The 26,311-nt window shown below is 55.3% G+C and carries 23 protein-coding genes and 2 tRNA genes; 12 read left to right on the plus strand and 13 right to left on the minus strand.

Translation table 11 applies throughout. The features are described from left to right. Positions 1-35 precede the first annotated feature (35 nt). Both CCALI_RS15375 and CCALI_RS15380 read left to right on the plus strand, forming a co-directional pair. A complete protein-coding gene (locus CCALI_RS15375; RefSeq protein ID WP_016483632.1) occupies positions 36-899 on the plus strand; it encodes a thioredoxin fold domain-containing protein in 864 nt (287 codons plus the stop codon). Positions 900-1,308: 409 nt separating this feature from the next. Then, positions 1,309-2,244 (plus strand): DUF1559 family PulG-like putative transporter, encoded by a 936-nt coding sequence (locus tag CCALI_RS15380; RefSeq protein WP_016483633.1) that lies wholly within the window; start codon positions 1,309-1,311, stop codon positions 2,242-2,244. A gap of 81 nt (positions 2,245-2,325) precedes the next feature. On the opposite strand, the gene CCALI_RS11390 is transcribed toward CCALI_RS15380, so the two are convergent. After that, positions 2,326-4,212, minus strand: coding sequence for a chloride channel protein (locus tag CCALI_RS11390; RefSeq protein WP_016483634.1), 1,887 nt, complete (start codon positions 4,210-4,212; stop codon positions 2,326-2,328). 190 nt (positions 4,213-4,402) lie between these two features. Here CCALI_RS11390 and CCALI_RS11395 point away from each other — a divergent pair, with 190 nt between their 5' ends. Further along, positions 4,403-4,897, plus strand: a complete 495-nt coding sequence (locus CCALI_RS11395; protein ID WP_016483635.1) for a MarR family winged helix-turn-helix transcriptional regulator — start codon at positions 4,403-4,405, stop codon at positions 4,895-4,897. Positions 4,898-5,016: 119 nt separating this feature from the next. Here CCALI_RS11395 and CCALI_RS11400 read toward each other — a convergent pair whose 3' ends face one another. Both CCALI_RS11400 and CCALI_RS11405 read right to left on the minus strand, forming a co-directional pair. Continuing rightward, complete coding sequence (locus tag CCALI_RS11400) at positions 5,017-5,493, minus strand: DUF4149 domain-containing protein (RefSeq protein WP_016483636.1); 477 nt, start codon at positions 5,491-5,493, stop codon at positions 5,017-5,019. A 2-nt stretch (positions 5,494-5,495) separates the two neighbouring features. After that, a complete protein-coding gene (locus tag CCALI_RS11405; protein ID WP_016483637.1) occupies positions 5,496-6,071 on the minus strand; it encodes a DUF1858 domain-containing protein in 576 nt (191 codons plus the stop codon). A gap of 257 nt (positions 6,072-6,328) precedes the next feature. Here CCALI_RS11405 and CCALI_RS11410 point away from each other — a divergent pair, with 257 nt between their 5' ends. The 4 genes from CCALI_RS11410 to CCALI_RS11425 all read left to right on the plus strand — a co-directional run bounded on the left by CCALI_RS11410 (position 6,329) and on the right by CCALI_RS11425 (position 11,427). After that, positions 6,329-7,660 carry a DUF1015 domain-containing protein gene (locus CCALI_RS11410; protein ID WP_016483638.1) on the plus strand — a complete coding sequence of 444 codons (1,332 nt, stop codon included), beginning with the start codon at positions 6,329-6,331 and terminating at the stop codon, positions 7,658-7,660. Further along, on the plus strand, positions 7,660-9,651 hold the full coding sequence (locus CCALI_RS11415; protein ID WP_016483639.1) for a beta-galactosidase: 1,992 nt from the start codon (positions 7,660-7,662) through the stop codon (positions 9,649-9,651). The genes CCALI_RS11410 and CCALI_RS11415 overlap by 1 nt, the downstream gene beginning before the upstream one ends. A gap of 78 nt (positions 9,652-9,729) precedes the next feature. Beyond that, positions 9,730-9,810: transfer RNA gene (locus CCALI_RS11420), tRNA-Leu, on the plus strand. Positions 9,811-9,963: 153 nt separating this feature from the next. Further along, positions 9,964-11,427 (plus strand): carboxypeptidase-like regulatory domain-containing protein, encoded by a 1,464-nt coding sequence (locus tag CCALI_RS11425; protein ID WP_016483640.1) that lies wholly within the window; start codon positions 9,964-9,966, stop codon positions 11,425-11,427. 66 nt (positions 11,428-11,493) lie between these two features. On the opposite strand, the gene CCALI_RS11430 is transcribed toward CCALI_RS11425, so the two are convergent. From CCALI_RS11430 to nusB, 3 genes are all read right to left on the minus strand, one after another. Next, positions 11,494-12,849 carry a C1 family peptidase gene (locus CCALI_RS11430; protein ID WP_016483641.1) on the minus strand — a complete coding sequence of 452 codons (1,356 nt, stop codon included), beginning with the start codon at positions 12,847-12,849 and terminating at the stop codon, positions 11,494-11,496. 149 nt (positions 12,850-12,998) lie between these two features. Next, entirely contained in the window at positions 12,999-13,883 is an 885-nt protein-coding gene (gene folD, locus CCALI_RS11435; RefSeq protein WP_016483642.1) for a bifunctional methylenetetrahydrofolate dehydrogenase/methenyltetrahydrofolate cyclohydrolase FolD, read from the minus strand. Next, positions 13,880-14,929 carry a transcription antitermination factor NusB gene (nusB, locus tag CCALI_RS15385; RefSeq protein WP_016483643.1) on the minus strand — a complete coding sequence of 350 codons (1,050 nt, stop codon included), beginning with the start codon at positions 14,927-14,929 and terminating at the stop codon, positions 13,880-13,882. The genes folD and nusB overlap by 4 nt, the downstream gene beginning before the upstream one ends. Positions 14,930-15,044: 115 nt before the next feature. Between nusB and CCALI_RS11445 the strand changes: the two genes are divergently transcribed. From CCALI_RS11445 to CCALI_RS11455, 3 genes are all read left to right on the plus strand, one after another. Then, positions 15,045-15,827, plus strand: a complete 783-nt coding sequence (locus CCALI_RS11445; RefSeq protein ID WP_016483644.1) for a WecB/TagA/CpsF family glycosyltransferase — start codon at positions 15,045-15,047, stop codon at positions 15,825-15,827. 191 nt (positions 15,828-16,018) lie between these two features. After that, positions 16,019-17,074: a Gfo/Idh/MocA family protein gene (locus CCALI_RS11450; RefSeq protein ID WP_016483646.1), complete on the plus strand. Its 1,056-nt coding sequence runs from the start codon at positions 16,019-16,021 to the stop codon at positions 17,072-17,074. Positions 17,075-17,226: 152 nt separating this feature from the next. Beyond that, complete coding sequence (locus tag CCALI_RS11455) at positions 17,227-18,567, plus strand: MFS transporter (protein WP_016483647.1); 1,341 nt, start codon at positions 17,227-17,229, stop codon at positions 18,565-18,567. Here the strand turns inward: CCALI_RS11455 and CCALI_RS15390 are convergent. The 5 genes from CCALI_RS15390 to CCALI_RS11480 form a co-directional block, all read right to left on the minus strand. Next, positions 18,551-19,165, minus strand: coding sequence for a DsbA family oxidoreductase (locus tag CCALI_RS15390; RefSeq protein WP_016483648.1), 615 nt, complete (start codon positions 19,163-19,165; stop codon positions 18,551-18,553). The two genes, CCALI_RS11455 and CCALI_RS15390, sit on opposite strands and share 17 nt — an antisense overlap. Positions 19,166-19,217: 52 nt before the next feature. Beyond that, the gene (locus tag CCALI_RS11465; protein WP_016483649.1) at positions 19,218-20,453 is read right to left on the minus strand and encodes an acyl-CoA dehydrogenase family protein; all 1,236 of its coding nucleotides are present in this window, start codon (positions 20,451-20,453) and stop codon (positions 19,218-19,220) included. A 145-nt stretch (positions 20,454-20,598) separates the two neighbouring features. After that, a complete protein-coding gene (locus CCALI_RS11470; RefSeq protein WP_016483650.1) occupies positions 20,599-20,862 on the minus strand; it encodes a hypothetical protein in 264 nt (87 codons plus the stop codon). Between the two features lie 371 nt (positions 20,863-21,233). Further along, positions 21,234-21,908 carry a TIGR03936 family radical SAM-associated protein gene (locus CCALI_RS11475; protein WP_016483651.1) on the minus strand — a complete coding sequence of 225 codons (675 nt, stop codon included), beginning with the start codon at positions 21,906-21,908 and terminating at the stop codon, positions 21,234-21,236. A gap of 71 nt (positions 21,909-21,979) precedes the next feature. Further along, positions 21,980-22,306 (minus strand): hypothetical protein, encoded by a 327-nt coding sequence (locus CCALI_RS11480; RefSeq protein ID WP_075163097.1) that lies wholly within the window; start codon positions 22,304-22,306, stop codon positions 21,980-21,982. Positions 22,307-22,567: 261 nt separating this feature from the next. Between CCALI_RS11480 and CCALI_RS11485 the strand changes: the two genes are divergently transcribed. Beyond that, a tRNA-Phe gene (locus tag CCALI_RS11485) sits at positions 22,568-22,640 on the plus strand. 151 nt (positions 22,641-22,791) lie between these two features. Beyond that, positions 22,792-24,516 (plus strand): GspE/PulE family protein, encoded by a 1,725-nt coding sequence (locus tag CCALI_RS11490; RefSeq protein WP_016483653.1) that lies wholly within the window; start codon positions 22,792-22,794, stop codon positions 24,514-24,516. A gap of 3 nt (positions 24,517-24,519) precedes the next feature. Here CCALI_RS11490 and CCALI_RS15395 read toward each other — a convergent pair whose 3' ends face one another. Further along, positions 24,520-25,611, minus strand: a complete 1,092-nt coding sequence (locus tag CCALI_RS15395; protein WP_016483654.1) for an HD-GYP domain-containing protein — start codon at positions 25,609-25,611, stop codon at positions 24,520-24,522. Between the two features lie 5 nt (positions 25,612-25,616). Beyond that, on the minus strand, positions 25,617-26,270 hold the full coding sequence (locus CCALI_RS11500; RefSeq protein ID WP_016483655.1) for a nucleotidyl cyclase domain-containing protein: 654 nt from the start codon (positions 26,268-26,270) through the stop codon (positions 25,617-25,619). Positions 26,271-26,311: the final 41 nt, after the last annotated feature.

Here is a 26,311-nt window from a genome sequence, read left to right on the forward strand (position 1 = left end):
GGGAGCGAAACGCTCGCCTAGGAGATATAAAAAAGATGTTGCGTCGTCTGTATTTTGGAATCGCGCTTTTAGGTTTGTGTCTCAGTTATCAGAGAGCTTGGGGAGCCGGCATCGCCTGGTCGCACTCCCTTAAGAGCGCATTGATAAAAGCGCGCAGCGAACACAGGTTAGTGATGCTAGATATCTATACGGACTGGTGCTATTGGTGCAAACGCCTCGATAGCGATGTCTACCCCCAATCGGTTGTGGTGCAGGCTGCTCGGCAGGTGATCCCGGTGAAGTTGAATGCTGAGACCACCAAAGAGGGACGTGCGGCTGCCGAGCGTTATGAGGTGACAGGTTATCCAACGGTGCTTTTTCTAGATGGTCAAGGCCAAGTTGTTGGGCGCATTGGAGGGTATGAACCGGCTCCGAACTTTGCTGCGGATGTGGATCATATCGTTGCAGAGTATCGGCAGCTCCCTGGTTTGGAGAGCTATGTGCGCTCTCATCCCAACGATGGAGCAGCGGCCCTTCGGCTGTTACATATCTATGTAGAGGCCGGGCGGCTTAGCGCCGTGGAACCGCTGATCGCCAGGATTCGGCGCGTAGACCCTAGCGGATCGAAAAATCTGTTGGCGGAGGCACTGCTTCTGGGTGGATCGGCCTACATTCATGCGGGCAACGTCAGCCGCGCCGCTGCCGATTTTAAAGAGGCGGCTCAAAAAACTCGTATCCCCGATATGCAGGCTGAAGCTCACATGTATCTTGCGATGCTTTATGCCGCTCAGAACCAACTCACCCCTGCCACTACTCAGCTTAAGGCGGTTTTGGCTATTCGAGGCTGCTCCGCGCAGATGCATCAAGCGGCTCAGCAGATGCTATCTCAAATTCAGGCCGCTCAGTTACAAACCCATTAAAAAGGCGTCCGCGCCTGCCATAGCGAATCGTAAGATTTCCTAAAAAGACTCCCTTCGGCCTTAATGGGCGTTGGTCATTAGTCGTGCATGCCCCCTTAGGTTTTGTCCTCCAGGGGCCCTTTGGAAGGACTTTTTTGCGTTCATGACTCCTACGCCAAATAGGAGACCCTCTTTCTAAGACAATCTATTCTCCCTCTAACACTACCTTGCCATGTTTTCACTTAAAACAAAGTTCATCAAATTTTAATCTTCTCTTAACACTCGCTTAATCCCCTCTTAACATGGCTTTGGCATAATGGCGTTCGAGGAGTAAGGATGACAACGCACAGATTTGAAGGCTCCTCATAGCTAACGGATGCCCAGCCTGGCATACAGATCAAAAAATTTCGTCTCAAAGGAGATCGATTCTATGAAGCGTCACACTCGAAGCGGTTTTACGCTCATTGAGTTGCTTGTTGTTATCGCGATAATAGCGATACTGGCAGCGATTCTTTTCCCCGTGTTTGCGCAGGCGCGTGAAAAAGCGCGCGCCATCTCCTGCTTGTCCAACCTCAAGCAGATCGGTTTAGCGACCGGCATGTACGTTCAAGACTATGATGAGTTTTTCTATCCGCACCGGTGGAACTCGGGGCCGGATAGCAACCCGTTCCTTCAGGACCCTGTGGGCAACGCCACCATTAGCGGTGCCGCCCGCAACAAAACCTTCTGGATCAGCCTGCTTTACCCCTATGCCAAAAACTACGACCTTTGGAAGTGTCCCTCCGCGCCCAATGCCTTCGTGAAGTGGAACACGGATGGCGCACAATGCGGTGGCTCCGCTAACAACACGGCGGTCGGTTGTGGTGGCGTGGGATATGGAGGGCAGGACAGCTATGGGCACAACGACGCCTGGATGAGCCCTGCCGGCAACTATGCGACGCTTTATGGTGGGGCCGTTGCCGTGGTGGCGGATGCTGCTGTCCCGCGTGTGGCCTCTACGGTGCTTGTCGTGGATGCTTCTTACTACGGCGCTGTGCCCGATGTCTGTAACGAGTCTGGGCTTTGGCAGGCAAATAAGGCCAACGGAAACGAGTGCAACTATGTGACCGGACAGGGAGCCTTCTACGGGCACTACTGGAAGAACATCGGTAATGCGCGTTGGAGCTGGACAGGCGGCGAGGCCGGACCTTACGGCGGTGCCGCAGGCGTGCAGAAGGCCCTTAACGACGGCCCCTCGCGCCACAACGGCATAATGAACGTGCAGTTTGTGGACGGTCATGCCAAGGCTATCCCCTATAAGGAGCTTATCGGTGATGTCTGTCTGTGGACAACCGATGCCGATGGCCCGCACCCGGCCTGCCAGTAGTCCTTAGCTGGCTTTAAACGAAAATCGAGGGGGCACGTTGGAGACGTGCCCCCTCTTCCTCCATGGCAGGGAAGGAAGCTGTTAAGCGGAAGGAGGACGGGCGCCGCTTTTTAGTGGAGGGCCGCTGCGTGATCCACGATACGCTCTCCACCAGCCGGGCTGAATCTGCTGCTCTTCCTGAAACCTAAGGAAACGCGCCTTTAACACCTCCGCGCGGCCAAGATAGCCCACAAGCTGCTGCGGGTCTTTCCGTTTGACCACCGGAAGGCGACCGATATCGTGGAGAAGCATCTTCTCCATGGCTTCGTAGACGGTCTCGTCCTCATAGGTCACAACGAGGTTTCTGCTGCAGACATCGAGGACGGTGAGGTTTTCATCGTCTGGGTGTTGCTCTAAAGCGCGCAGAATGTCGCCACGAGTCACTATCCCCGCCAACTTTCCCTCTGCGTCCACAACAAGAAGGGCACGATGCTTATGCAGCTGAGGATCGGTCAAGGTGCCTATCTCTTTGGCAAGTTCCGCAAGCTTTTTCTTAGCGGGTACTACGCCTGGAGTCCGATCCATCACCTCGTCAACCTTTACCTGTTGCAGCACGTCGGCCTCGTACTCTTGGGGGATGGTTAGACCACGTCGCGCCAGCTTCTCGGTCATGATGGTGGTCTCACGTAGGAAGAGAAGAACGACTCCATCGGCGATGGCGCTGACGATCATGAGGGGAAGGAGTGAGCCGTAGTTGCGGGTGATCTCGAAGCCAAACAGAATAAAGGCGAAGGTGGAGCGGGAGGCCGCGCCGAAGATGGCCGCCATGCTCGCCACCGCAAAGGCGCCAGGAGAAAGGGAGGCCGCAGGGCAGAGATGGTTCATTCCTATAGCGTAGAGCGCACCTAACGCCCCGCCCGACATCAGCATCGGGGCAAGAAGACCCCCAGAGGTCTCCGAGCCTAGAGAGATAAGCAGTGCCAGGCTCTTGAAGATAAGAATGGTAAGGAGGACAGCGACGGGAAGTTGGTTGTTAAGAATGGCGGTTATGTTCCCGTAGCCTACCCCCAAAACGCGAGGGGCGAATAGGCCGATGACTCCTAAGATAAGCCCACCAATGGCCGGTTTCCAAACATCGTCTACACGCAGGTGGTCGAAGAGGTCTTCAAACCAGTAGAGAGCCCGCGTATAGCCGATGGCGGCAAGCCCGCAGATAGGGCCGAGAAGAATGTAGAAGGGAAGATCGTGAAAAATGTTGAAGTGGATAGGCCCGACTTTGAAGAGCAGCCCAGTGCCTAGCAGTTGATAGCGCACAATAGTGGCGATAGCGCTAGCAACCGTGACGGGAATGAAGGAACGCGGTTTAAACTCAAAAAGTAGCAGCTCAATAGCAAGGATGACCGCCGCAATGGGGGTACTGAAGATGGCCGCCATACCAGCAGCAGCCCCGCAGGCAAGCAAAACCTTGCGTTCAGCGGGGGTCGTGTCTATCAGCTGCCCTACCAACGAGCCTACGGCCCCGCCGGTTTGAATGATCGGCCCTTCGGCGCCGAAGGGGCCTCCGGTTCCAATGGCGATGGCTGCTGAGAGGGGCTTCAAGATGGCCACTTGCGCCTCAACCTTACTGTGGCTGGTGACGACAGCCTCCATTGCTTCAGGGATACCGTGTCCTTTGATCTTGGGCGTGCCGTACTTGGCCATCAGCCCTACGATAAGCCCGCCGATAGCAGGAACGAGAACAAGCCACGGTCCCAAAGGGTTAGAGGTGATGTTGGGCAACGTGAAGGCCACTTTATGATAGAAAACGACATTGGTGAGCAGAGAGATCAGATCGTAGAGAAGGTAGGCAACAAAGGCTGCTAACACGCCGATAATGACGGCGAGTGCCGTGATCGTCCAGAGTCGAAAACCGCGTTTTTGAGGCGTATGCGTCCTGTCGGCATCAGGAGTTATCGGCGCCAAGCCATTACTAGCTGATCGATCCTGCATCTTACCCTCTGTCGTTTTTGTGTGGTTTGTGCTTTTCAATATTATACCCTATTATGTCTTAATACGACATAATAGGGTGTGGAAGCTGTGGAGTGGCCTGATCGGGTTTTTGGACTAGAATGGTCTGCTGATAACGCATTATAGGCGGACGTAATGAAAGAAGATAGTCGCATGGGGAATGAGAAGGAAGATGAATCAGCATTCAGATCGCCTTTTTGAAGCCCTTGAGAAAGAGGACTACGAGACGCTCGCCTCTTTCCGGTATGCGCTGCGTCGTTTTTTGAAGTTCAGCGAGCAAGCTGCCGAGTCAAAGGGGTTGACGCCACGTCAGCATCAGGCCTTACTCGCTATAAAGGGCTACCCAGGCCGTGACTATGTAACCAACGGCGAGCTGGCTGAAAGGTTGCAGATTCACCATCAGAGCGCTGTGGGGCTGGTCAATCGTTTACAGCGGATGGGGCTTGTAGAGAGGACTGCGGCCGAAGATGACCGACGAAAGAGCTATATACGGCTGACGCGCCAAGGTGCCGATATTCTCGAGCAACTTACCGCCGCCCACAAGCGCGAGCTCCTTGCGATTGCGTCTCATCTGGAGCAGCTCTTACGCCACCTTCAAAAAAGCCAAGAACCTCATTCCTCAGACGAGAATTTCCTAAAATGCGCGCGCGAAGACCGCCAACTTTAGTAGGGGCGTAGGTCTCTGCGCCCCATCGAAGGCAGATATGTCTGTCGCGCCAGAGCAAAGCCGCTGCCTATAGGTGTACGGTCGTTTCCCGAATCGCTGCGTTGAAACCTATGATTCGCTTAGGGATGAACCCATAAGGCGAGCGTAAGAAGGCCTAGCAGCATTTTTAGCAGATCAAGACCCGAGTAGACCTTATGGAGGCGGCCTATTTTGGCGAACCTCGGATCGGCTGGGTCGCGGTTAACGAGGTCTAGGCCGCGTGTTAGCGCCGACATGCGCGGTCTTACCCACACTAGTTGCACTGAGGCGGCCAGCCACATGGCGGCTACCGTTTCCATTGCACTTTGCTCTAGAGGACGTACGCCCGCACGAAAATGGGGAAGCAGAAGGGCGTCGCTAAGCAACAAGATGGCTCCAGCGATCACCTCCAGTTTGTTAAGGGCGGCAAAGACACGTCTTCCAATCGCAACGACTTGGTTTCGGTTAACCTCCGGTACCCGAAAGCGAATGGGTGTTTCCACGAAGTCAATAACGACTAGGCCTCCAAGCCAAAGGGTTAAGGCCAGTTGACGCACGAACAGTAAGCTCCAAATCATCACTATTTCTCCTTGCTTTGTGCTGGACGATAGAAGTAGGTAAACCATTCATGCGGCGCTCTCTCTTCTGCCCAACTTGAGAAGCCAAACTTGAGGGCGAGGTCGCGCAAGGGGATCGGATCAAACGGATGGCGTATCAGCAGAATCTGTTGCTTATCCTTCAATGCCACAAGCTGTTTTAGAATGGTGGGCAGGGGGTCTTCCTGGCGCTCATCGAAGGGCATGAGATCAAGAAATTGAATACGTGGGTCACTATCAGCTAGCTCAGCCAACTCTTGCGGCTTATGCGAAGGGTTCACTGGTTGAACCTCATGGGCCGCGTAGGGGAGGGTTTTGAGCTCCTCTATAATCCACTGGGGATCTTCACCGGCAGCAACGTTAAGCGTATAGAGCATTCTCGCCAACGGCACGCCAGCTATGCGAGCGGCCTGCTCCACGGTGATGCGGTTCGTCATCGCTTTCCGAAGCACAGGATTCCGAAGTCGTTTAAACTCGGGGCTAAGCTCTACGACAACATCGAGCATGCCCTCGTAGAGTTCGAGCACTTTCTTAATTTTCATATCGGGAGGCACTCGCATTTGCCTTTCCTCCTTTCTCAAAAAGATTATACCTCACATTTGGATATTTTTATCCATTATTGGTGACGGCTCTTTGTGTTGCGATAGGAGCGAAAGTGGTAGACAGAGGGCGATATTGTAGGGGAGCGGATGTTCTGAGAAGCAGCAGGTAGAAACCGAACCTGGTTCGAAGCTTTAACCCTCAAAAGTCCTCAGATGGGGACTGGATCGGCTAAAATATGGAGAAGAATCTTTCAGTAAAAAGGAGCCGAACCTTCTTGGCCGTCGTTCAACCTTTTCGTGGGATACACTACGATCCGCAGCGGGTCAACCTTGCGGATGTCATCTCGCCGCCTTATGATGTGCTCTCTGCGGAGGATCAAGAAGACCTCTATCGTAAACATCCCTATAACATCGTCCGACTCATTCTCAATAGGGAGGAGGTTGGGGACAACGAAGAGTTTAATCGCTATACACGAGCGGCCGCTTTTTTAGAAGATGCCCTACGGGCCGGGGTGCTTGTACAAGACGCACAGCCATGCCTCTACGCCTATCTTCAGCGATTTCCTCATCCTCTCCAATCTGGACGAGTGTGTGAACGCTGGGCGTTGCTAGTTGCGCTCAAGCTTGAGCCTTACGAAAACGGCGTGGTGCTGCCTCATGAAGAGACTCACACGAAGGCCAAGGAGGATCGGCTTCGGTTAATGCGGGCTACGAAGGCCAATCCTGAGCCAATTTATGGGCTTTATGAGGATGCGGATGGTGCGATAAGTGCCCTTTTGCGGCAGGCTTTGCAGACGACTTCTCCCTTGTTAACAGCAGCTTTGCCCAGCCCTATTAACCCCGACATCCGTGAGGAGCATATTGTGTATGCCTGCGCCGCCCCCGATCTCTTGGAGTCGTTTCAGGTGCAGTTCCATCAAAAGCGCGTCTGGATTGCAGATGGCCATCATCGCTATGAGACGGCTTTGAACTATCAACGAGAGCAGGGTGGGCCCTCTACGCCGCCAAGGCCGCACGATTTTATTCTTATGGGCCTAACCGCTTTTGAAGATTTGGGGTTGGTGGTGCTGCCCACACACCGATTGGTGAGAAACATCGCCTCGGAGCGGCTTGAATCGTTGGGGCTACTTTTGGAGCGACATTTTCATGTGTTTCCGATGGAGCTAGCAGCGGCGAGGGACTGGTTAAACGCGGGAGCGGAGACAGAGCGTAGATTCGTGGTGGTGTTGCCGAGCAAGGCGTATGGTTTACGGCCGCGTGAGGAGGTTTTGCCGGAAAGCATTCTCCCAGAAAGACATAGCGAGGCCTGGCGGCGTTTAGATGTAAGTCTGCTTCAGGTGCTGGTGCTTGATTGCACGTTAGGTATATCGTGGCACGACTTGGCGCACACGGAGGATGTTGCCTATACGCGCAATGAGGAGGAGGCGGTGCAGCTCGTGCAGTCGGGTGCTTTTCAGCTAGCGTGCTTGCTTCGCCCTCCACGGGTACAAGAGATACGCGATGTGGCAGCCGCCGGCGACAAAATGCCCCAAAAATCCACCTACTTTTATCCCAAGCTTTATAGCGGGTTGATCTTAAGATCGTTCCCCCTTGAGGAGAGAGAGTAATGTATTTTGGAAATGCCTGGTATCCAGAGCATTGGCCGGAAGAGCGCTGGCCAGAGGATGTTCGCTTGATGCGCGATCTGGGTATGAACGTTTGCCGCATTGCGGAGTTCGCCTGGTCTACCATGGAGCCCATTGAGGGGCACTATCGGCTAGATTGGCTGGAACGTGCGGTGGACTTGCTGCATCGCAACGGCATCGCCGTTGTGTTGGGTACCCCCACTGCGGCCCCACCCGCTTGGCTTACCCATCGGTATCCTGAGACGCTAACTATCTTGCCCAATGGGCGCCCCATGCAGCACGGCAACCGCTGCCATGGCTCTCCGAACAGTCCGGTGTTTGTTAAGTACAGTCGGCTGATTGTAGAGCAGATGGCCAGGCGTTTCGGTAAAGATGAACGAGTGATCGGATGGCAGATAGACAATGAGTACGGCCATGCCGACTATTCCGAGGAGGCGCGACGCCAGTTTCATGCCTTTCTCAAGGAGCGTTACGGCTCTTTAGAGGCGTTGAATGAGGCATGGGCTACCGCTTACTGGAGTCAGTCCTACGACAACTGGGAGGAGATTCCTCTTCCAATAGGCCCCCACAATCCAGGGTTGATGCTGGATTTTCGACGCTTTGTAACCCACACATGGCGACGCTTTCAGAAGGTGCAGGTGGATACGATCCGTGCTTATGCACGACCCGAACAGTGGATTACCTCCAATTACATGGGGTGGTATGAGGATTTTGACCACTACCTTTTGGCCGAGGACCTCGATATGGTCTCGTGGGACTGGTATATCGGCACTGGACATCACGATTATCTCACAACAGGAGCTTTGCACGACCTAACGCGAGGGCTAAAGCGTCGCAACTTTTGGGTGATGGAGACTCAGCCAGGCAGCGTGAACTGGGCTAGCGTTAATAACGTGCTGTATCGCGGAGAGGCGAGGGTAATGGCTTTCCATGCGGTGGCGCACGGTGCCGACGCGTTGCTTTATTGGCAGTGGCGCGCAGCTCCTGGGGGCCAAGAGCAGCTGCATGGCTGCCTGATCGGGGCCGATGGCAAGCCGCGCCCCTTCTATGAGGAGGCCAAGGAGATCGGTGCCGATTTTGCCAAAGTGTCCGACGTACTCCGAAATACAGAGGTACGCAACGAAGTAGCCATTCTTCACTCCTACGATGCGCGGTGGGCGGTGAATTTTCAACGTCATCATCGCGATTTCGACCCGGTGAACTATCTTTATCAGTGGTATCGTCCCCTAGCTTCTCGGCAGATCGGAGCGGATGTTCTTCGTCCTGAGGCGGAGCTAGCTGGCTATCGGGTTGTGATCGCACCGGCGCTCATGGTGCTATCGGAAGAGGTGGTTCAGAACTTGGTGACGTACGTGGCACGGGGAGGCTTGTTGGTGTTGACGCCGCGCTGTGGGCAGAGAGATATTCATAACCGCCTTTATCCTTATCTACAGCCGGGGCCGTTGCGGGAGATCGCCGGCGTTGAGGTGGAGGAGTACTATGCATTGGACGAGGAGGTGCCGGTGAAGGTTGCATTGGGCGACGTGCTGGAGGGGCAGGGACGTATTTGGGCGGAGCGCCTGCGCCCATTGAGCGACCGGACGGAGATTTTGGGTCACTATGGTGTCTCGAACGGTTGGTTAGACGGCCGCCCGGCGCTGACGTGGCATCCGCATGAAAGCGGGGGAGGCGTGCTGTATGTGGGGGCTTGGTTGGAGGAGACGTTACAAAAAGCCCTCACAGATTGGCTCGTCTCCAGGGCTCATCTGCAGACCAGTTATCACGATGTGCCGGAAGGAGTAGAAGTAGCAAAGCGCGTGGCGCCAGATAACAGCCGAACCCTCTACTTTGTGATCAACCACACACGTCGTTCGCACACGTTGCCGATGCGCACTCCTCTGCGGCCTCCGCTCACCGACCTTATCTCCGGAGTGCGTTTCGATGAGAGCATTCACCTAGCGCCGTATGCCGTACACCTTTTTGAGGTACGATAGGTTTGAAACCTTCTGCTTTTGAGTGCTATACTTAAACTGTCTGCGTGCGGCACGCAGATAGGGCGAATTCGCCTCTAGGCCCGGGTGGTGGAATGGTATACACGGGGGTCTTAAAAACCCCTGCCGCAAGGCTTGCGGGTTCGAATCCCGCCCCGGGCATTCTTTTTTGCTTTATGAATGTCACAAACGGGTTAGACTTCTCGTTTTTCTACTATGTTCTTTTCTGTTTGAACATCCGATAATCGAGTTAACAACCTATCCCCAAAAGCCCTTCGGACGGGCATTTTCACTTTGATCCAGGAGATACAGACGATGAAAGTTGGTCGTTACCTGCTTTTAGGTTTCGCTGCCGCTGGTTTTGGTGTGGCTTTAACAGGGTGTGGCGGTGGAGGAGGCTCTTTAGGGACGCGGAGCACCACCAGTCTTACCGGAACGGTGACCGTGCCATCCGGAACCCCAACGCGCGGCGTTAGTTTCCGAGCGACGTCCACGAATGTGCCGCTGCCCGGCGCCAATGTCAGCCTCTACGATATTACCCAAGGAGGCGCCAATGCGCTTAGCGGGCCTCCGGTTGCCACCACGACAACCGATTCCAACGGAAACTACCAGTTCCAGAACCTGCCCGCGGGGCATAATTTCGTGGTGCAGGCCAGCAAAACCGTTACCAGCACGGGCACTCCCACGACCATAACGGTGGCTACCTATGCTTCCACAAATGCCTCCTCATCGAATGGCCCTGCTGTGGCCGATGCCGACGAAAACACGACATTGGCAGTGGGCTACTTGCTGCAACAGCTCAAAGCGAATCTGGCCTCCAATACGGCCAATCTCGGCACGTTGGTAAGCCAGTTTGTGCAGCAGGTGCTTGCGCAAGAGCAGGCGGGGCACGGACCCAATATTGACCTTACCAAACAACTTACCGACCAAGAAAATGTGGCCGAACAGGTCGAGCAAGAGGAGGCACAAGCGGTGATCGGCGGAGCTTATGTGGGGCAACCTCCGTCGCAGGCGGCCTCCGATGAGGAGAACGAGGGGAAAGCGGTTCATGCTCTCGTAGACCTCGTGGTAGATACGACTCACTCTACCGTGCAGGGCGTCCTTGTGTTGGCCGATAGTGGAGGGCATGTCTCCGATGCGGATAGCTTTTCTGCGACGCTCCAGTCGGACGGATCCTTTACAGCCACGACAACTGATGCCTCTTACACCGTGAACGGTGCTGTGGACGGGGAAGAGATGCACGGGCATTGGGCTTCCGCGAACGGGCAGTTGGATGGCCATTGGGAAGCGACTCACGCCTCGGCGCAGAGCGATTCGGGTGGTGGCAGCACACCGCCTCCACCGCCAGCCGGTTCTGGAAGCTCGACCGGTAGCCAAAGTGGCTCTCAAGACAACACGAACACTCTCACGGGGACTCCGGGCGCCGCCTACGTGGGCACATTTACCGCCCAGGCTACTGGCAGTTCATCGGGGCCTTCTGGCTCGTGGTTCCTTTTCCTCTTTCCTAACAAGGAGTTACTTTTGTATGCCCACGACAACACCGATACCACGTTGCCTCATAATCAAAAGGTGGTGCTTGCCTTCGGTAGTCTTGGCTCAAACAACACGCTGTCTCTGGCGCCCGTATTTCCGTTGGCGAGCGGTGCGAGTGCCTCGGCCACTATCTCCGCCAGTGCAGCGTTAGGGCAACCCTCGCTACAAGGGAGTTGGAGCTGTAGCGGTTTGGTGTCGGGGAATGTATTCAACGGTTCCGGCACGTGGACAGCGACGCTCTTCTAAGGATCTGAGTAGAGTAAAAGTTACGGGCAGCCAATGCGGCTGCCCGTAACGCAGGAGTGGGCACTGTTAGGCGCAAGCCAGTGACCCCATCGGATGCCAGGGAGGCAGAGGAATGGGCTTCGTATCGAGAGCTTTAAGAATTTTCGGCTCGACATACGACTTTTCTACTACCACCTCGTAGGTGTATTCATCAAACCAAGGATCGGTCATCACCATGAAGCCCTTATCGCCGCCTTTATCGCCCCAACTGTTCTCCACACGCCACTTACGCGGACGCTCCTCCTCGTCGAGGTCTACGCCAGTAAACACCATGGCGTGTGTCATCTGGCTATGGCCGTAGTTCAGGCGGGTAGCCTTATCCATGCCAAAGGAGACCCCATAGAGGCTCTCCAGATCGTGCAGCTCTAAGTCCATAAGCCCCAAGTCGCGATCGAAGTGTTTCCCTACGTCGCATCCGAACCAAACCGGTTTGCCATCCTTTATCATGGAGATGGCGGCTTTTTTCATAACGGGAAGCTCTACGTTGAGATAGCGTACAATGTGGCCTTCTACCACATTGCCCAGATACTCAATTGTGTAAAGCTTGTTGTAATCTAGAATAGGGCAATGGATCAGACAGACTCGCTCTTCGAGATCTACGGGCACATGACGCTGCATGAACTCGTGGGGGGTAATGACCCCGTCACGATGAAAGACTTTATCTTTGTCACGCCATTGCCAAAGAAATTCTTGAGGGGGTTCGCCGAGGTGGATGCAAAGCATACGGTAGACTTCGTTCATCATCTCGGCTTTGCGCTCACGCAGTTTGGCCTCTTTAGCGCCCTTGCTATGGGCTTTACGTAGCTCGGCAGCATCTTCGCGCAGCTTGGCGGTGATGTAATGGTTCATGCTAGGTGTATTACTGCTGCTCTCCGTTTCGGGCATGATGCTTTTGGGGACGAGCCCGTACTTGTGCACAAGGTTGACAAACATATCCCACTGTCCGCCATCTTGGATAGGCGATTGTAGAAGCCAGTTAATAAGGCGGCCATCGGTAGGTTCATCAAGCGTTTTGAGAATATTTTCTAAGAAATAGTTGGCCTTTTCCAGCTTATCCCAGAACATGAGGTGGTTTTGAGAAAACTCGAAGTCCTCAAGGTTCATCTGTTCCGCTGCGGTCATCCGCAGGGTGTTCAGCGCGGCAAAGAGCCAGCAGCGTCCGCTTCTTTCTTGGCTCGTGGCCGCGCCTGTTTTCACCATATGCGAAAAGGTGTGGTTGGTGCGGGTAACCACATGGCGATTTAAGGCCACCTGGTTGATTGGGGTTTTGCAGACCGCGTTCATTGCCATTCGAAAGATAGGGTTAGCTTGAAAGTCACGGCGCATCTGTTCCAGGTGTTCTGGGCAGAGAGGGCCTTTATTCGAAGTCGCTTTTTTTGCCATCTGTTTCCTCGCAGATTAGGTTTTACTTAACTACAAGACAAGACTCTTCTTTCGACATTTGGTTTCGGAGTTCCTCTATGAGTGGGTTAGGAACCTCCGGCCTGTCGCATTTTGAGGGCTGCATAGCGTTCGGGTTGTTGAAATGGCGGCTATTTGGTGGCCGGATAGTTCCCCATGGCGGCAAGGAGCGTGTTGCGCAGCAACATGGCGATGGTCATGGGGCCGACTCCGCCTGGAACCGGAGTAATATAGGAAGCAACTTGCGCAGCCGATTCGAAGTGCACGTCGCCCACATCCCCGCTACGGCCCTCTACGCGATTGTAACCGGCATCTATAACCACCGCGCCGGGGCGAATCATGTCGCCGGTTATCATCTCAGCACGTCCCACCGCGGCAACGAGTATGTCGGCTTGGCGAGTCTGCTCGGCCAAATTCGGTGTGCGGGAATGACAGATGGTAACGGTTGCATTACGGTTTAGGAGAAGAAGGGCCATAGGTTTTCCTAGGATAATGCTGCGTCCTACGACCACTGCGTGTTTGCCCTCGATAGGGATACGGTAGCGATCCAGCAGCTCAATGATGCCGGCGGGTGTGCAGGCGGGGAAGGCCGGCTCGCCGTTGACGAGGGCGCCTAAACTCATGCGGCTGATGCCGTCAATGTCCTTCTCTACCGATACCTTATCGAGCACGGCCGTCTCGTGCAGATGTTTCGGTAGTGGATGCTGCACGAGAATGCCATGGACGTGGGGGTCTGCATTGAGACGCTCTACAAGCGCTTCAGCCTCCTCCTGAGTGGTGTCGGAGGGAAGGCGATGCACCGACGATTCCATACCGACCCATCCACAGGCCTTCTGTTTCATGGCCACATAGGTTTCTGAGGCGGGGTTATCGCCGATGAGCACCGCTGCCAGATGTGGCACAATGCCCCGTTCCTGTTTAAACGCGCGTACAGCCTCGGCGATCTCAGCGCGGATCGCTCGCGCTGTAGCGGTACCGTCGAGTAAAGTGGCTTTTCGTTCCGTCTGTTCGCTCAACTCTCGTCCTTTCCGTCAAGTTCCATTTCGATGAGGGTCTCTTCCTGTTCCATGAGCTGGGGTGATGGCGTTGGAGCGGCGGCGAGCTTATCGGCCATTGCGCTCAACACTCCGTTGACGAAGCGGCCCGAATCGGCGGTGCTATACTTTTTGGCCAGCTCCACGGCCTCGTTGATGATAACGGCAGCTGGAAGCTCGCGTCGGATCAGCAACTCGCAAGCGCCAATGCGGAGGATGTTGCGATCTACCGCAACGAGGCGTTCCAGCCGCCACCCTACGGCCGTCTCTCCGATGGCCTCATCGAGCTGATTGCGGTGTTGAGACACGTCGAGTACCAGTTGGGTAGCAAAGGGAGCGGTACGAAGCCATAGTTCAAGATAGTGCCTCACCGTATCTGCAATACGACGCCAACGCGCTATCTGCTGCCGATTAAACTCCTCGCGTTGGGCTAGCAAGAGGTTGCGGGTCTCTTCGAGGGACGCAGAGGGAGGCAGCGAATCCAAAATGCGTTTCGCCTCTTGGCGACCGATGCCACGCAGAAGGCTTTCGAGGTGACGAGGCAGACCTTCGCGCATCTCGTGGAGAAACTGCTCTAGTTCCGTCTTCTCTTGAGGGCTTAGGGCTTCATAATCGGCTTCTAGCGGATGGCCTGAAGGTGGCAAGAAAGCTCGCTTGGGGAGAGCAGAGAGCAGATAGGGGGGTTGCAAAGCTCCTGCGGGCAGTTTGTTCCGCAAGGCCCTTTCCAGAAGCTGCTCCTGCCACCACGGAGCCTCTCCGAGCAGAGCGGCTGCTACAAACGCATAAAGGCGCGCCAACGCGAGATGAAAGTGAGGAAGTCGAGGCAGCAGAGGCTGTGTGAGAACGTCTAAACAGATCTCCTCGAAAGGGGAGCCGCTGCTGGTACGCGACCCGAGATGTACAAAATCCTGACGAAGGTGATCCATGGCCGTCATAAGCACCTCATGGAGGTCACCATCGCCCACATCGTATTGATAAAGCACTTTCAAAGCCCATTCACGCGCTAATCGGCGCACGCTAATTCGCATTTTGAAATCTCAAGGTATACTTCTAAGCGGACTTTACGCCATAGGACTCTTCACGCACGATATTGTACACCAGAAACGCCGGCTTTGGGGTAGACCCCAGAGGATGGTTTAGAGAATGACCGACCTTCAGACCCAGGCGGACGGCAAAACAGTTCCCGCCATCACCATCTTGGGGCTTCCTGTCCATCGCGTGGACATGCAGGGGGCTCTTGATATCGTAGAGCGATTTATTCAGGAGCGAACGCCTCGGCACATTATCACTGCGGACGCATCCATGTTGGTGATGGCGCAGGAGGACAGAGAGCTACGCTCGATTTTACTCTCTGCTGACCTTATAACGCCGGATAGCGCAGGGGTGCTTTGGGCGGCGAAGCGGCAGGGAACGCCCTTGGCGGAACGCGTATCGGGCGTTGAGCTTGTGGAACGGTTTTGCGTGCTTTCCGCTCAGAAGGGCTATCGCCTCTACTTTCTCGGTGCAGCTCCCGGCATTGCGGCGGCGGCAGCCGAGCGCATGCGCCTGCGATATCCGGGCGTTCAAATTGTGGGGGCGCATCATGGATTTTTCGGCCCGGAAGAGAACGAGGCTATCCTTGATGAGATACGTCGCTGCCAACCCGACATCCTTTGTGTGGCCTTGGGGATCCCGAAACAGGAGAAGTGGATAGCCGCCTATCAACGCACGCTTGGTGTGCCGGTGGCGATCGGCGTGGGAGGAACCTTCGATGTGCTCTCCGGAAAGGTGCGGCGTGCTCCTCTGTGGATGCGCCGGCTTCATTTGGAGTGGCTATGGCGGTTGTTAAACAACCCGCGCAAACTGAGCAAGGTGCTGCTGCTACCGCGTTTTGTAAGGCTGGTGTGGCGTTCTCAAAGGACGCAGCAGCCTCTTAAGACCGGTTAGAATCGGCGTTTCCCGAAGCGGAACGAACGTTTTTAAGTAATCTGTGACGGGATTAGTAGAGGAAGCGGTTGTCAGTGTACGTATACGTCGTGAGATCATCCTCTCTCCTGCGGGAGAGGGCCAAGGTGAGGACAAGTTTTATCGCTGTTTACAAACAGAAAAACAACAATAAGAAAGGACTGTAGGAGAACGTGGCTAAAAAAGTTCGAGTGGGTGTGATCGGCACAGGGGGTATTGCCAATGGAGCGCATCTCCCTGGCTATGCTAGCATCCCTGATGAGTGTGAGATTGTGGCTCTTTGTGACATCAATCCAGAAGCGCTTCAACGCACCGCCCAGCGTTATCCCCAAGTAAAGCATCTGTTCGACGATTACCGCAAGCTACTGGAGCTCGACGAGATTGATGCGGTCTCTGTTTGCACGCACAACGCGGCACACTACGGGCCTACCGTGGATGCGCTGAAGGCCGGCAAGCATGTGCTCTGCGAGAAGCCTATCGCCATCAACACTCAGGAGGCGAAAGAGATGGTGGAGACGGCGCGCAAACAGGGCAAAATTTTGCAGGTCGGCTTCAACTCGCGCTTTTCGCCTACCCATCAGGCACTGAAGCGATTCGTAGATGCGGGTGATCTGGGCGATATCTACTATGCACGTGTGCAGGCCCTGCGCGTGCGCGGCATTCCCGGTTGGGGCGTTTTTACCGATAAAGAAAAGCAGGGTGGAGGGCCTCTCATAGATATTGGAGTGCACGTGATCGATCTTGCGCTCTGGTTTATGGGGCATCCGAAGCCCATTAGCGCTACCGGTGTGACCTACCAGAAACTGGGAAATCGCGACCTGGTTGGGTTTATGGGCCAATGGGATTATAAGAACTTCACCGTGGAGGACTTGGCCGTTGGCTTTGTGCGATTCGAGAACGGTCTTACCATGACGATCGAGTCAAGTTTCGCCGCCAACTGGAAGCAAGACACCTTAAATATCACGCTCCTAGGCACGGACGGTGGCCTCGAAACAAGCCCTCCCACCATTGTGCAGGAGAAGCATAAAGCGCTCTATCACTTCGAGCCGCGTGTGCCTGGCGGAGGCCAGCAGTTCAACACCTACAACGCCGAGATCAAGTCGTTTGTGGAGTGCGTTCGCGATGGCAAGGAGCCGCTGGTAACCGGCGAGCAAGCCCTGATCGTGGCGCAGATCACCGAGGCCATCTATCGCTCTGCAGAAACAGGCAAAGAAGTCGCTATCTCCTGATATCCTCTTCGACCCACCTGCATGCCTAGGCATGCAGGTGGGTTCTTCGCAAGATAACGAAACCAAGCCTATGGACTTCTTCGTCTTGAAAATCGTATCGGCTGTGCTAAAGGCATCTACCGATTATTCCGTTAGACAAAGGAGAGTTTCCTTTGGAAGCGCCCACAGAAACCCCACCTGAACGCCCTGAAGAGAGAAGGGAGACCTCTCAGGAAGCGGTTGTGGCCACTACCTCAGCCCCGTCAGTAGGTGTGAAGGGGCTGCTGTTGGCTATCGTCTGCGTGGCCGTGTTCGGCGAGCTGGGCTACACCACCGTGAATGTGTCGGCCATGCCGGTCTATATTCATGACCTTGGACTTGGCGATCATCTGGTGGGCATCGCCATGCTCTCTTTTCTGGTGACGGAGGGTCTGTTGAAGTCGCCGTTTGGCATTTTAGGCGATCGATTCGGGCGCAAAGTCATGATGATCTCCGGCCCGCTTCTCTCTACGGCCACGGCCGTGCTGACGCCCTATGTGCATCACCCCTTTGCCTTGATCCTGCTGCGCATCTTCGACGGCATCGGAGCGGCGGCCCTATGGCCGTCGGCGTTTAGCCTTATCGGCGACCACGTTCCCGAAAGCAGACGCACCGCCGCGATGAGCTACTTCAACATCGCTTATCTTATTGGTGTTGCAGCAGGGCCGTTTCTCGGAGGGGCGATAGACGATCTTGCTCGGCACCGCCTCCATCTTCATGGGGCGTCGCCCGTACGCTTCTCTTTCTATTTGGCTTCTGTGCTGTTTCTCATAACCTCGCTGGTTGCCGTGATCGTGCTGCCCAACGACCACCCTGGAGCCTCCCATGCGAAGGCCACCAGCGAGTTCGATTTTAAGGCCTTTCGCGCCATGATGCGCCGTATGCCCATGATACTGCTTATGACCTTCATCACTTTTCTCGGTATTGGGCTGATCATGGCCTATGTAAAGCTCTTTCTGATGGAGGCGCTGGGGCTTACAGAAACGGACTTCGGGCGCATGTTGCTGATTCCAGCACTTCTTATTGCTGTTCTCTCGGCGCCGATGGGGGCCTTGGGCGACCGATTGGGGAAGCCGTTGGCGATCAAGATCGGCATTGGAACCTGCGCCGTCTCTTTCTGGCTCATGGTGCTGTTTTTGCACCGCACCACTTTGCCGATCTACGGCACGCTGCTGGGGCTTGGCTTTGTGCTGGCCTTCCCCGCTTGGATGGCGCTGGTAAGCTCCTTAAGCGATGCCAGCCAACGCGGTGCAGCTATTGGGGCTGTAGGAACCGCGCAGGCTCTAGGCACTATCGTGGGCATAGGAGCCGGCAGTTTTCTCTATAGGCAACCGGGCTTTCGCATGGGGTTTCTGGTGATTCCCGACCATGGATGGCCGTTCTTTGGGTGTGCGGTTATGCTGCTAACGGCTTTTCTCATTGCGCTTTTCACTGTACAGGAGAGACCGAGTACGGCCGCTATCGAGCAGGAGTAGTTGCCTCGGCCACAAAACGTGCCGCCATTTCACGTAGCACGCGATAGGGCTGTTCTGCAACCCATTTTTCGGGGAACATCCACGTGGGCACATTCCAAACGCCTGCGCGATGGGCCGGTTCATCGAACTCGACGATTCGATCTCGGTATCGGCGCTCGTCAAGGCACCGATCAAATGCGTGCACATCGAGATCGGCTCTCCTGGCGATCTCGCGCAGGACGTCCCTGTCTGCTATATCCTCGTCTTCTTCCCAATAGGCGTGGTAGAGGGCATCTAAATAGGGCTCGATTCGTCCTTGTTCTTTAGCAAACTCGGCTCCTTCCAAGGCGAGGCGGGAGTTGGAGATCGGCTTTCGCTTTTGGGGTAGCGTAAGCCCTTCCGCTGCTAAGAGAAGTTCCAAACGCGTGGGCACGGGCGGTTTTTTGTCGGCATCCGGATCGGGTGGAGGGGGTGTGTAGGTTAACCCTTCTGGTAAAAGCTCGAACCCGAGCCAATTAAATTCGAGGGTTGGAAACTCTTGTTTCAAGCGTTTTGCCTGATGACGACCTACCCAGCACCAAGGGCAGACGACATCGTGCGCCACAGAAAGAACGGGCATCCTTCCTCCTGCAAAAACATGGGGTTTTTCGCCTGCTGCTGCCCTTAAAGAGCTAGGCAGATGTTTCCGGAGGCGGCAGCAGGTCCTCCAACGTCTCCTCTTCCAAAAGCTGTAAGGTGGCGGCCATCACCTCTTGGGTTTGTGCTTGAACCGTGTAGAACATCGCCTCTCGGAAGAGGCGCTGGGCCGGGTTCGAGAGGAGATTGGCCGCTCCGCTGCTAGCCGCTACCGCGGCATGGGCGGCGCGAACGGCCAAGCGGATGGCATGAGCACGTAGCCGAACCGCCTTTTCAAAGAAATCCGGCTCGTTGTTGCGAGCGTTCCACTCTGCGATGGCACGACGCGTGCGGGCAAGCTCTTGTGTGAAGTGTTCTGCGGATTGACGAATGGCAGGGATGGGGCGTTTTTCCGCTAGACTGCAGAGCAGACGCACAGCTCCGGCGGCGCAACCCATGGGAAGTGCCGTTCCTCCCAAAACGCCTTTACGGTCGTTGCAGCGCAGGGTCTCTCGATCGGAAAATTGCAAGCGATGGGCTTCCGGCACAAAAAGACCTTCCAGGGTGAGGGTAACCGTTGCTGAGGCGTTCATAGCACAGAGGCGCAAAGGAGGAGAAGCCTGGTAGCGCCCCCAGTCCCCATCGGGCGGGGTCAGCCCCTCGAACAGCTCTGGAAACTCCTCGCGATGCGCCGGCACCCAGACATAAACGAAACGCTCGTCAGGGAGAGTCGCACCAAAGACCACCTGATTCATGAGGCCCCATCCAGTGACCCATGGGGCGGTGCCGTAAAGACGATAGCCGCCGGGCACGGGCTCTGCGCGCAGCACGGGAGGCCCTGGGCGGCGCAAATGGGCAAAGGAAACGCCGCACAGCATCCGTCCCGCTGCGAGCTCCGGCACAAGGCGCTCTTTGAGGGCGGGGTTCGGTCCATTGGCGATCATGCGGGAAGGGCCATGATGTTGTGCCTGCACGAAGGTGGTAACGCCGCAAGCAGAGGCCAGTATCTCGGTGATCGCACGTTGCGTCTCGCCCGAGACGTTCGAGCCGCCGTACTCTTTGGGCAATGCGATGCCGAGAAGGCCGGCTTCTGCAAGGGCACGAAAATTCTCGCGGTTGGGACCTTCGGCCTGGTCGCTTCTCTCCGCGTTAGGCAGTAGCACCTCCTCGGCAATTTGGCGTGCCTTGGCAATAAGCTGTTCTTCTTCGGGGTTGGCGTGGGCGCTTTCTGGAATCGGCAAGCCCACCGCATCCTCTGTATTATCTGTGGGGCCACAGCTGCCGGAAGCCATTGCTCCTATCTCCTCTCATCGTGCCATGCTGCTATTTAAAGTTTACCTGCTCCAAGCGAAAAACCCCATGGATTGCAGGCTTCGCCCTCCATAACTGGAGAAGACACGACAGCAAGATGCGGAGCTGCTGAATGTGCAATCCGCTCTACCTCATGGCCTCTTTGTTGGAACCGTCTCCATACCGCGCCTCAAGGGTTTGGTTGACAAGATGGTACCATCTCTTCACATAGGCACTCTGCTTTAATGCCTTGTTATCTTGCAAGAAATCATAGTAGCCGGCAAGCACGCCGAGCAATAGTCCCAATTTTTGTGGGTCTACCAGTTCTACCTTGGGTACAGGTCCGTTCCAGTTGTGTGCCTCCGACTGATGGTAGACGGCCATCGCTTTCGGCCCGGCCGTCTCTTCCAATAGCGTTTGTAGAACCTTCTTTGTGTTTAGGCGAGGAACGTCGGAAGAATAGGGAGCGTCGTAGAGGTAGGCAAGTCCAAGTAGAGGATTGTGAGAGTAGAACCTGCCTCCTCTATCAGCAGCTCGGCATATGTCTGCATCGGATAATAGCGTATACCCAAGCGGTTCAAGCGATCTGATACTCCTGATAGTCTGAGATGATCCTCGTTTGTTTGAAAAAAGAGAATGGATAACTTCACAAGTTGAAGCTACAAGCTCATTGTAACGTGATATTTAGATTTCGACAACACCATTTTTGCGCTTTTCTTGCTACTGTCTGCTCGGGCGCTTGCATGGGGTGCATGTAGCGAATAAGCCCTTTGGTTTAAGCGTTAGGAGTCGGGGCCGAGTAGGCGAAGCCGGTGGATACGATGGACCTTTATGCCGGGCACCTGCTGACCAAGCGCCTCGATCACCTCGTTAGGGCGCACATTGCCTGTCTCCCCCATGCCGAGACGCATGATCAGCAGAAATCGGCCGTTCTGAAGGCTTCCTGGTTTGAGTTGGAGGGAATAGAGTTGGGGCTTTATGTCTACGAGGCGCGTCTTGCCTTCGCGCTCGCGCGGGATCGTCACCTGGGATTGAGACAGCAGGTGGGCAATCGCCTGCTCTATCGCTTCGGCGCTCACCGGTTCTGAAGCGCTACAAAGCACCTCATAGTCGGCACGGTCTAGTTCGCTAAACAGGTTGCGTTCCTGTTGCTCTTCCGAAACGGGAAAGCACTGGACGATCCGAATGCCGGGCGGAAGCACGGCATTAAGTTGTTTTTGTACCTCTTGGGGAGGAATAGGCTCTGTAAGCTCTAAGGCTACTCGCTCTTCCGCTCCCGTAATACCCACGCCTAAGGCCGAGGCAAAAGAGAGACGCTCGCGTGGGTTGAAGCCACCGGAGAATGCAATAGGTAGACCGGAACGCCGAATAGCTCTTTCAAAAGTACGTAAAATATCGAGGTGACCTAACCAGCGGACAGGCTCCTCTTTGGTAAAAAAAAGAATGTAACGCGGCATAGAAGCTAACTTGCGAAAAAGAGCGGAGGCACAGCGCTTCCGCTCTTTTTCCTAGATGTAGGCAATAGATGCTAGCTCTTATTGGTTTTTACTTCGTGATCTTTCTTGTAGGCAGCCTCCGCCTTAGCAAGCTGCTCCTTCGGGGTGAGCTTAGCAAACTGGCTGGGGCAGCCAGCGCAGCAGAAGTGAACCCGATAGTGGCCTACAACGACCGGCTTTCCTGCCTGCATCTTCGGATCTACCTTATCGCCCGTAATGGGACACGTCCACACATCCACGATGGCCGGCTTTTTGGGAGCGGGCTTTTTCGCCGGAGCCTTCTTGGCTGGTGGAGCAGCCACCGCCACAGAGACGCTGAGGGCGGTGAGAAGAGTTGAGAACAAAGCTGTCTTCTTCATAACGAACTCTTGACCTCCTACGATGGTTTCGTCCCATAGACGAAACCACATAATGGATTAGACTTTAAAACCTGCTTTCGCTTGTGGCAGAGACAAGCGAAAATGCGTACCACAACCATAGTTTACCGTAAAACTATTCTATGGCACAACTACTCAAATTACGGTTTGATCGGTGCCTACGTTACCCATTGAGGAGGGCTTTAGGGGTCTTATCTTGACAAGCAGACGCCCAAAGCGTTATAATAGGTTTGGTAGGGTCAGGCCGAGATAGCTCAGTTGGTAGAGCAGCGGACTGAAAATCCGCGTGTCACAGGTTCGATTCCTGTTCTCGGCACTTTCCTCCTTACCATCTGGATTTTTCGCTTCTTATGGTTCAGGGTTCGACTCGAGGAGAGTCGAACCCGTATTTCTTGCATGGTAATTTCTTCTGCCTTTGCGGAATAACTCTTCTAGAACCCCGGATTGATTTTGTAGGAGAGACCGCTATGGCAAACCTCGCCATCGAGGTGCGATGCGCCCGTTTGGGAGAGCTTTTGGTTGAAACCGGCCTCATCAATACCCAGCAGCTTCAAAAAGCCTTGCAGGTGCAGCAAGAGACCGGCAAGTTTCTTGGCGAAACCCTTGTCTCACTAGGTTTTATTTCGCCCAACGATCTCGGCCCCTGTTTGAAGGCCATCACAGGATTTCCTTTCATTTACCTTAGCGAGACCTATGTGGACAGCGGGGTTGCCCATGCCCTTTCGGACGCCGTGGCGCGGCGCATTCGGGCGCTTCCCTTTCAGAAGAAGCAGGAAGGCATCTGTGTGGCGCTGGCCGACCCGCTCGACGTTAGCGCTATAGATGAGTTGCGACGACGCTTTAATCAACGGATACTCCCTTACCTAGCGCTTGAATCGGACCTCCTAGAGACCATCGAGCGCGTCTATCGACAGCGGCCTAGAGCGGCCTCGGTGTTACAAGAGATGGATAGCCAGGCCACCGAGGCGGAACTGAGCACAGACGAGCTGCTTGGAATGGCAGAGGACGCCCCCATCGTGCGTCTGGTAAACGGCCTTATTCAAGACGCCATCGCGGGCGGGGTAAGCGATATCCACATCGAGCCGCAGGAGACCATGGTGCGGGTGCGCTTTCGTCAGGACGGACTGCTTTATGATCAGATGACCTTGCCGCGGGGGCACTATGCCGCCGTGATCTCGCGCATTAAGATCCTGGCTCATATGAACATCGCGGAGAGACGGCGCCCACAAGATGGCCGATTTGTAATACACGGGGAGAACGGCGAAGTGTATGACCTGCGCGTCAGCACCATCCCTGTTATCTACGGCGAGAAGGTGGTGATGCGCCTGCTAAAAAAGACCGGTATCCTCACCAGCCCTGACAAGTTAGGGCTTTTGCCGGAGCAGCAGGCTATTTTCGATAGGATGACGCGTCAGGCCTACGGCATTCTTCTGGTCACCGGTCCCACCGGATCGGGAAAGACCACGACACTCTACTCGATTCTCAATCGCATTAACCAGACGGAGCGCAACATCAGCACCATTGAAGACCCTGTAGAGTACCACCTTAACGGCGTTAACCAGATGCAAGTGATGCCTCAAATCGGTATCACCTTTGCCAGTGGGTTGCGCGCCTTGATGCGACAAGACCCTGATGTCATTATGGTGGGGGAGATACGCGATAAAGAGACGGCAGAGACGGCCATCCAGGCCGCGCTCACCGGCCATCTTGTGCTCTCAACCTTGCATACAAACGACGCCCCCGGAGCCATCGTTCGGCTTCAGAACATGGGCATTGAGCCGTTTCTTATTAGCTCGGCGCTTATCGGAGTCATTGGGCAGAGGCTCGTGCGCACGATTTGCCCTCATTGTCGAGAGGTGTTTCCCCCTCCGCCCGGACTGCTGGATTCTTTGGGAATTCGTTTACCGAACGGTTTTCGACCGGTGCTTGCGCGGGGTACAGGCTGTCCGCGCTGTGGAGGACGCGGCATGAGAGGACGCACGGCCCTTTTTGAGCTCATGCCCATGAGCGAGACGTTGCGCCAAATGGCCCTTCAGCAGAGGCCTGGAAGTGACCTACAACGGCAGGCCAGGCTCGAAGGCATGATCACCATGCGAGAGGCCGGCTTACGGAGGGTAGTTGAAGGCCTTACCACACCGGACGAGCTAAGTCGCGTTCTAGCGGTGGAGCATGAAGAGGGAAGTGGGAAATAGGATTTAGGTGCTAGCGACGTGTCGTAACTGCTCCCATCGCCCTAAGGGCACAGAGAGCGCGACCTTTACGATGTTGGGGTCGAATTGGGAGCCACTGCATCGCTCTATCTCCTCAAGAGCGTTTGGAAGCGAGCAAGCACGGCGATAAGGCCGATTGCTTGTCATGGCATCCAGCGCATCGGCGATGGCAAAAATTCGGGAGCCGATAGGGATAGCCTCACCGCGCAGCCCATGGGGGTAACCACTGCCATCCCAGGCTTCGTGGTGGTGGAGAACGATGCGGGCGGCGCCCCGCAGGCTCTCGATACGTGCGCACATGTTGTATCCGATAATCGAGTGCGCCTGCATCTTCCGACGCTCCTCGGAGGTAAGCTTCGTTGGCTTCAGCAGAATCTGATCTGGAATGCCGATCTTGCCGATGTCATGCAACAAAGCACCGCGCTCGATATGGTACATCTCCGCTTGAGAGACGGCCATTCTTTCTGCGATCTCGATGGTATAGGCGGTCACGCGAAGCGAGTGCTCTTCTGTTTCGACATCTCGTAGTGCCAAGGCGGTGAGCATGGCGTCGAGCACCGCTTCACCAGAGGCCTGCAACATCGTCCGATAGCGCTTGGTACGGCGGCGGGTAAGCGCCTCTTGCGAGAGGTTCCGCTCGACAACCTCACCTAGCTCCTCCAGGGGTTGCGATAGAATGAAGAGATCGTCTGCCCCGTGGCGGAGCGCTTGTTGGGCCACGTGCAAATGAGCTCGTTCTACCAGCAGAATGAAGGGAAGATGAGGCCACCGTTTTTTCAGCTCAAGAATCAGCTCGTGCGAGCGCGGTGGTGTTTCCTCTTTCCCTATGAAAAGGTCGAAAGATTGGCCGGCTAGCAGCTCAAAGACCCGGTGCGCTGTCGCTGCGCAGATCACCTGGTAGCCTTCTGCGGCGAGCTGCACGGCCAAGGCCTCACGTAGCTGATCGTTAGGCTCTAGAAGCAGAACGTTCACTTCAAGACTGCTATAGGCCTCATCTACCCGTAAGGCAAGGTCTTGTGTGGAAGAAGTGTCGAAAGCTGGCGCTATAAGAAACTGCTGAGCGTTCGAGTGTCGCATGGTCTCTACTCGCGTGTGGTGTCCTCGTCGGAGTGGCTTTCGCTTTCGATGATGGTGCGTAGCGTATCGGAGTGGCGCCAGAGTCGTCCACCTCCCAAACGCCTCGCCCTCTGGAGAGCTGCGCACGCTCTGGCGGTAAGACTGTCGGCATCTGGGGCGTCGAGAGAGATAGAGGCTACCCCTACACTAAAAGAGAGCCAAGGATGATCTTCTGCGCTTGCTTGAGATGTCATAATTTTTCGCAAACGTTCCCCAAGTGCGGTCGCCTCCGCTTCGTTCATTAGCGGGCAGACTAGCGCGAACACGGGCGTGTCGGTGATTGTTGGTAAGGTGAGGGTATAGACGAGGTCGTAATCGCGCGTCTCCTGACGGATGCATCGGACAATGGCCTGTCCAATGAGATTTTTACCGGTTTCACCGAGAAACTCCATGGTTGGTGATGCATCTGGGGCGATACAGACCAAGGAGAGCGGCTGGTTTTTGCGGCTCACCATCTCGATCATCGCATGAAGATAGACATAACCGGCTTGCGTCGTTACGGCCCCTGTGGTTTGGTCGGCAGGCAATAAAATATCGAGACGTTTAGGCGATGGGGGTGCTTCGTTTCCTAAACGTGCCTCCGGAACGGTCGTGTGTGGCTGCTCCCACTCAATTTCCATCTTGCTGCGTGCTCCAAGAAACATTTTTAGGCTCGCCTAGC

Origin of the sequence: Chthonomonas calidirosea T49 (assembly GCF_000427095.1) — a bacterium.
GTDB lineage: Bacteria > Armatimonadota > Chthonomonadetes > Chthonomonadales > Chthonomonadaceae > Chthonomonas > Chthonomonas calidirosea.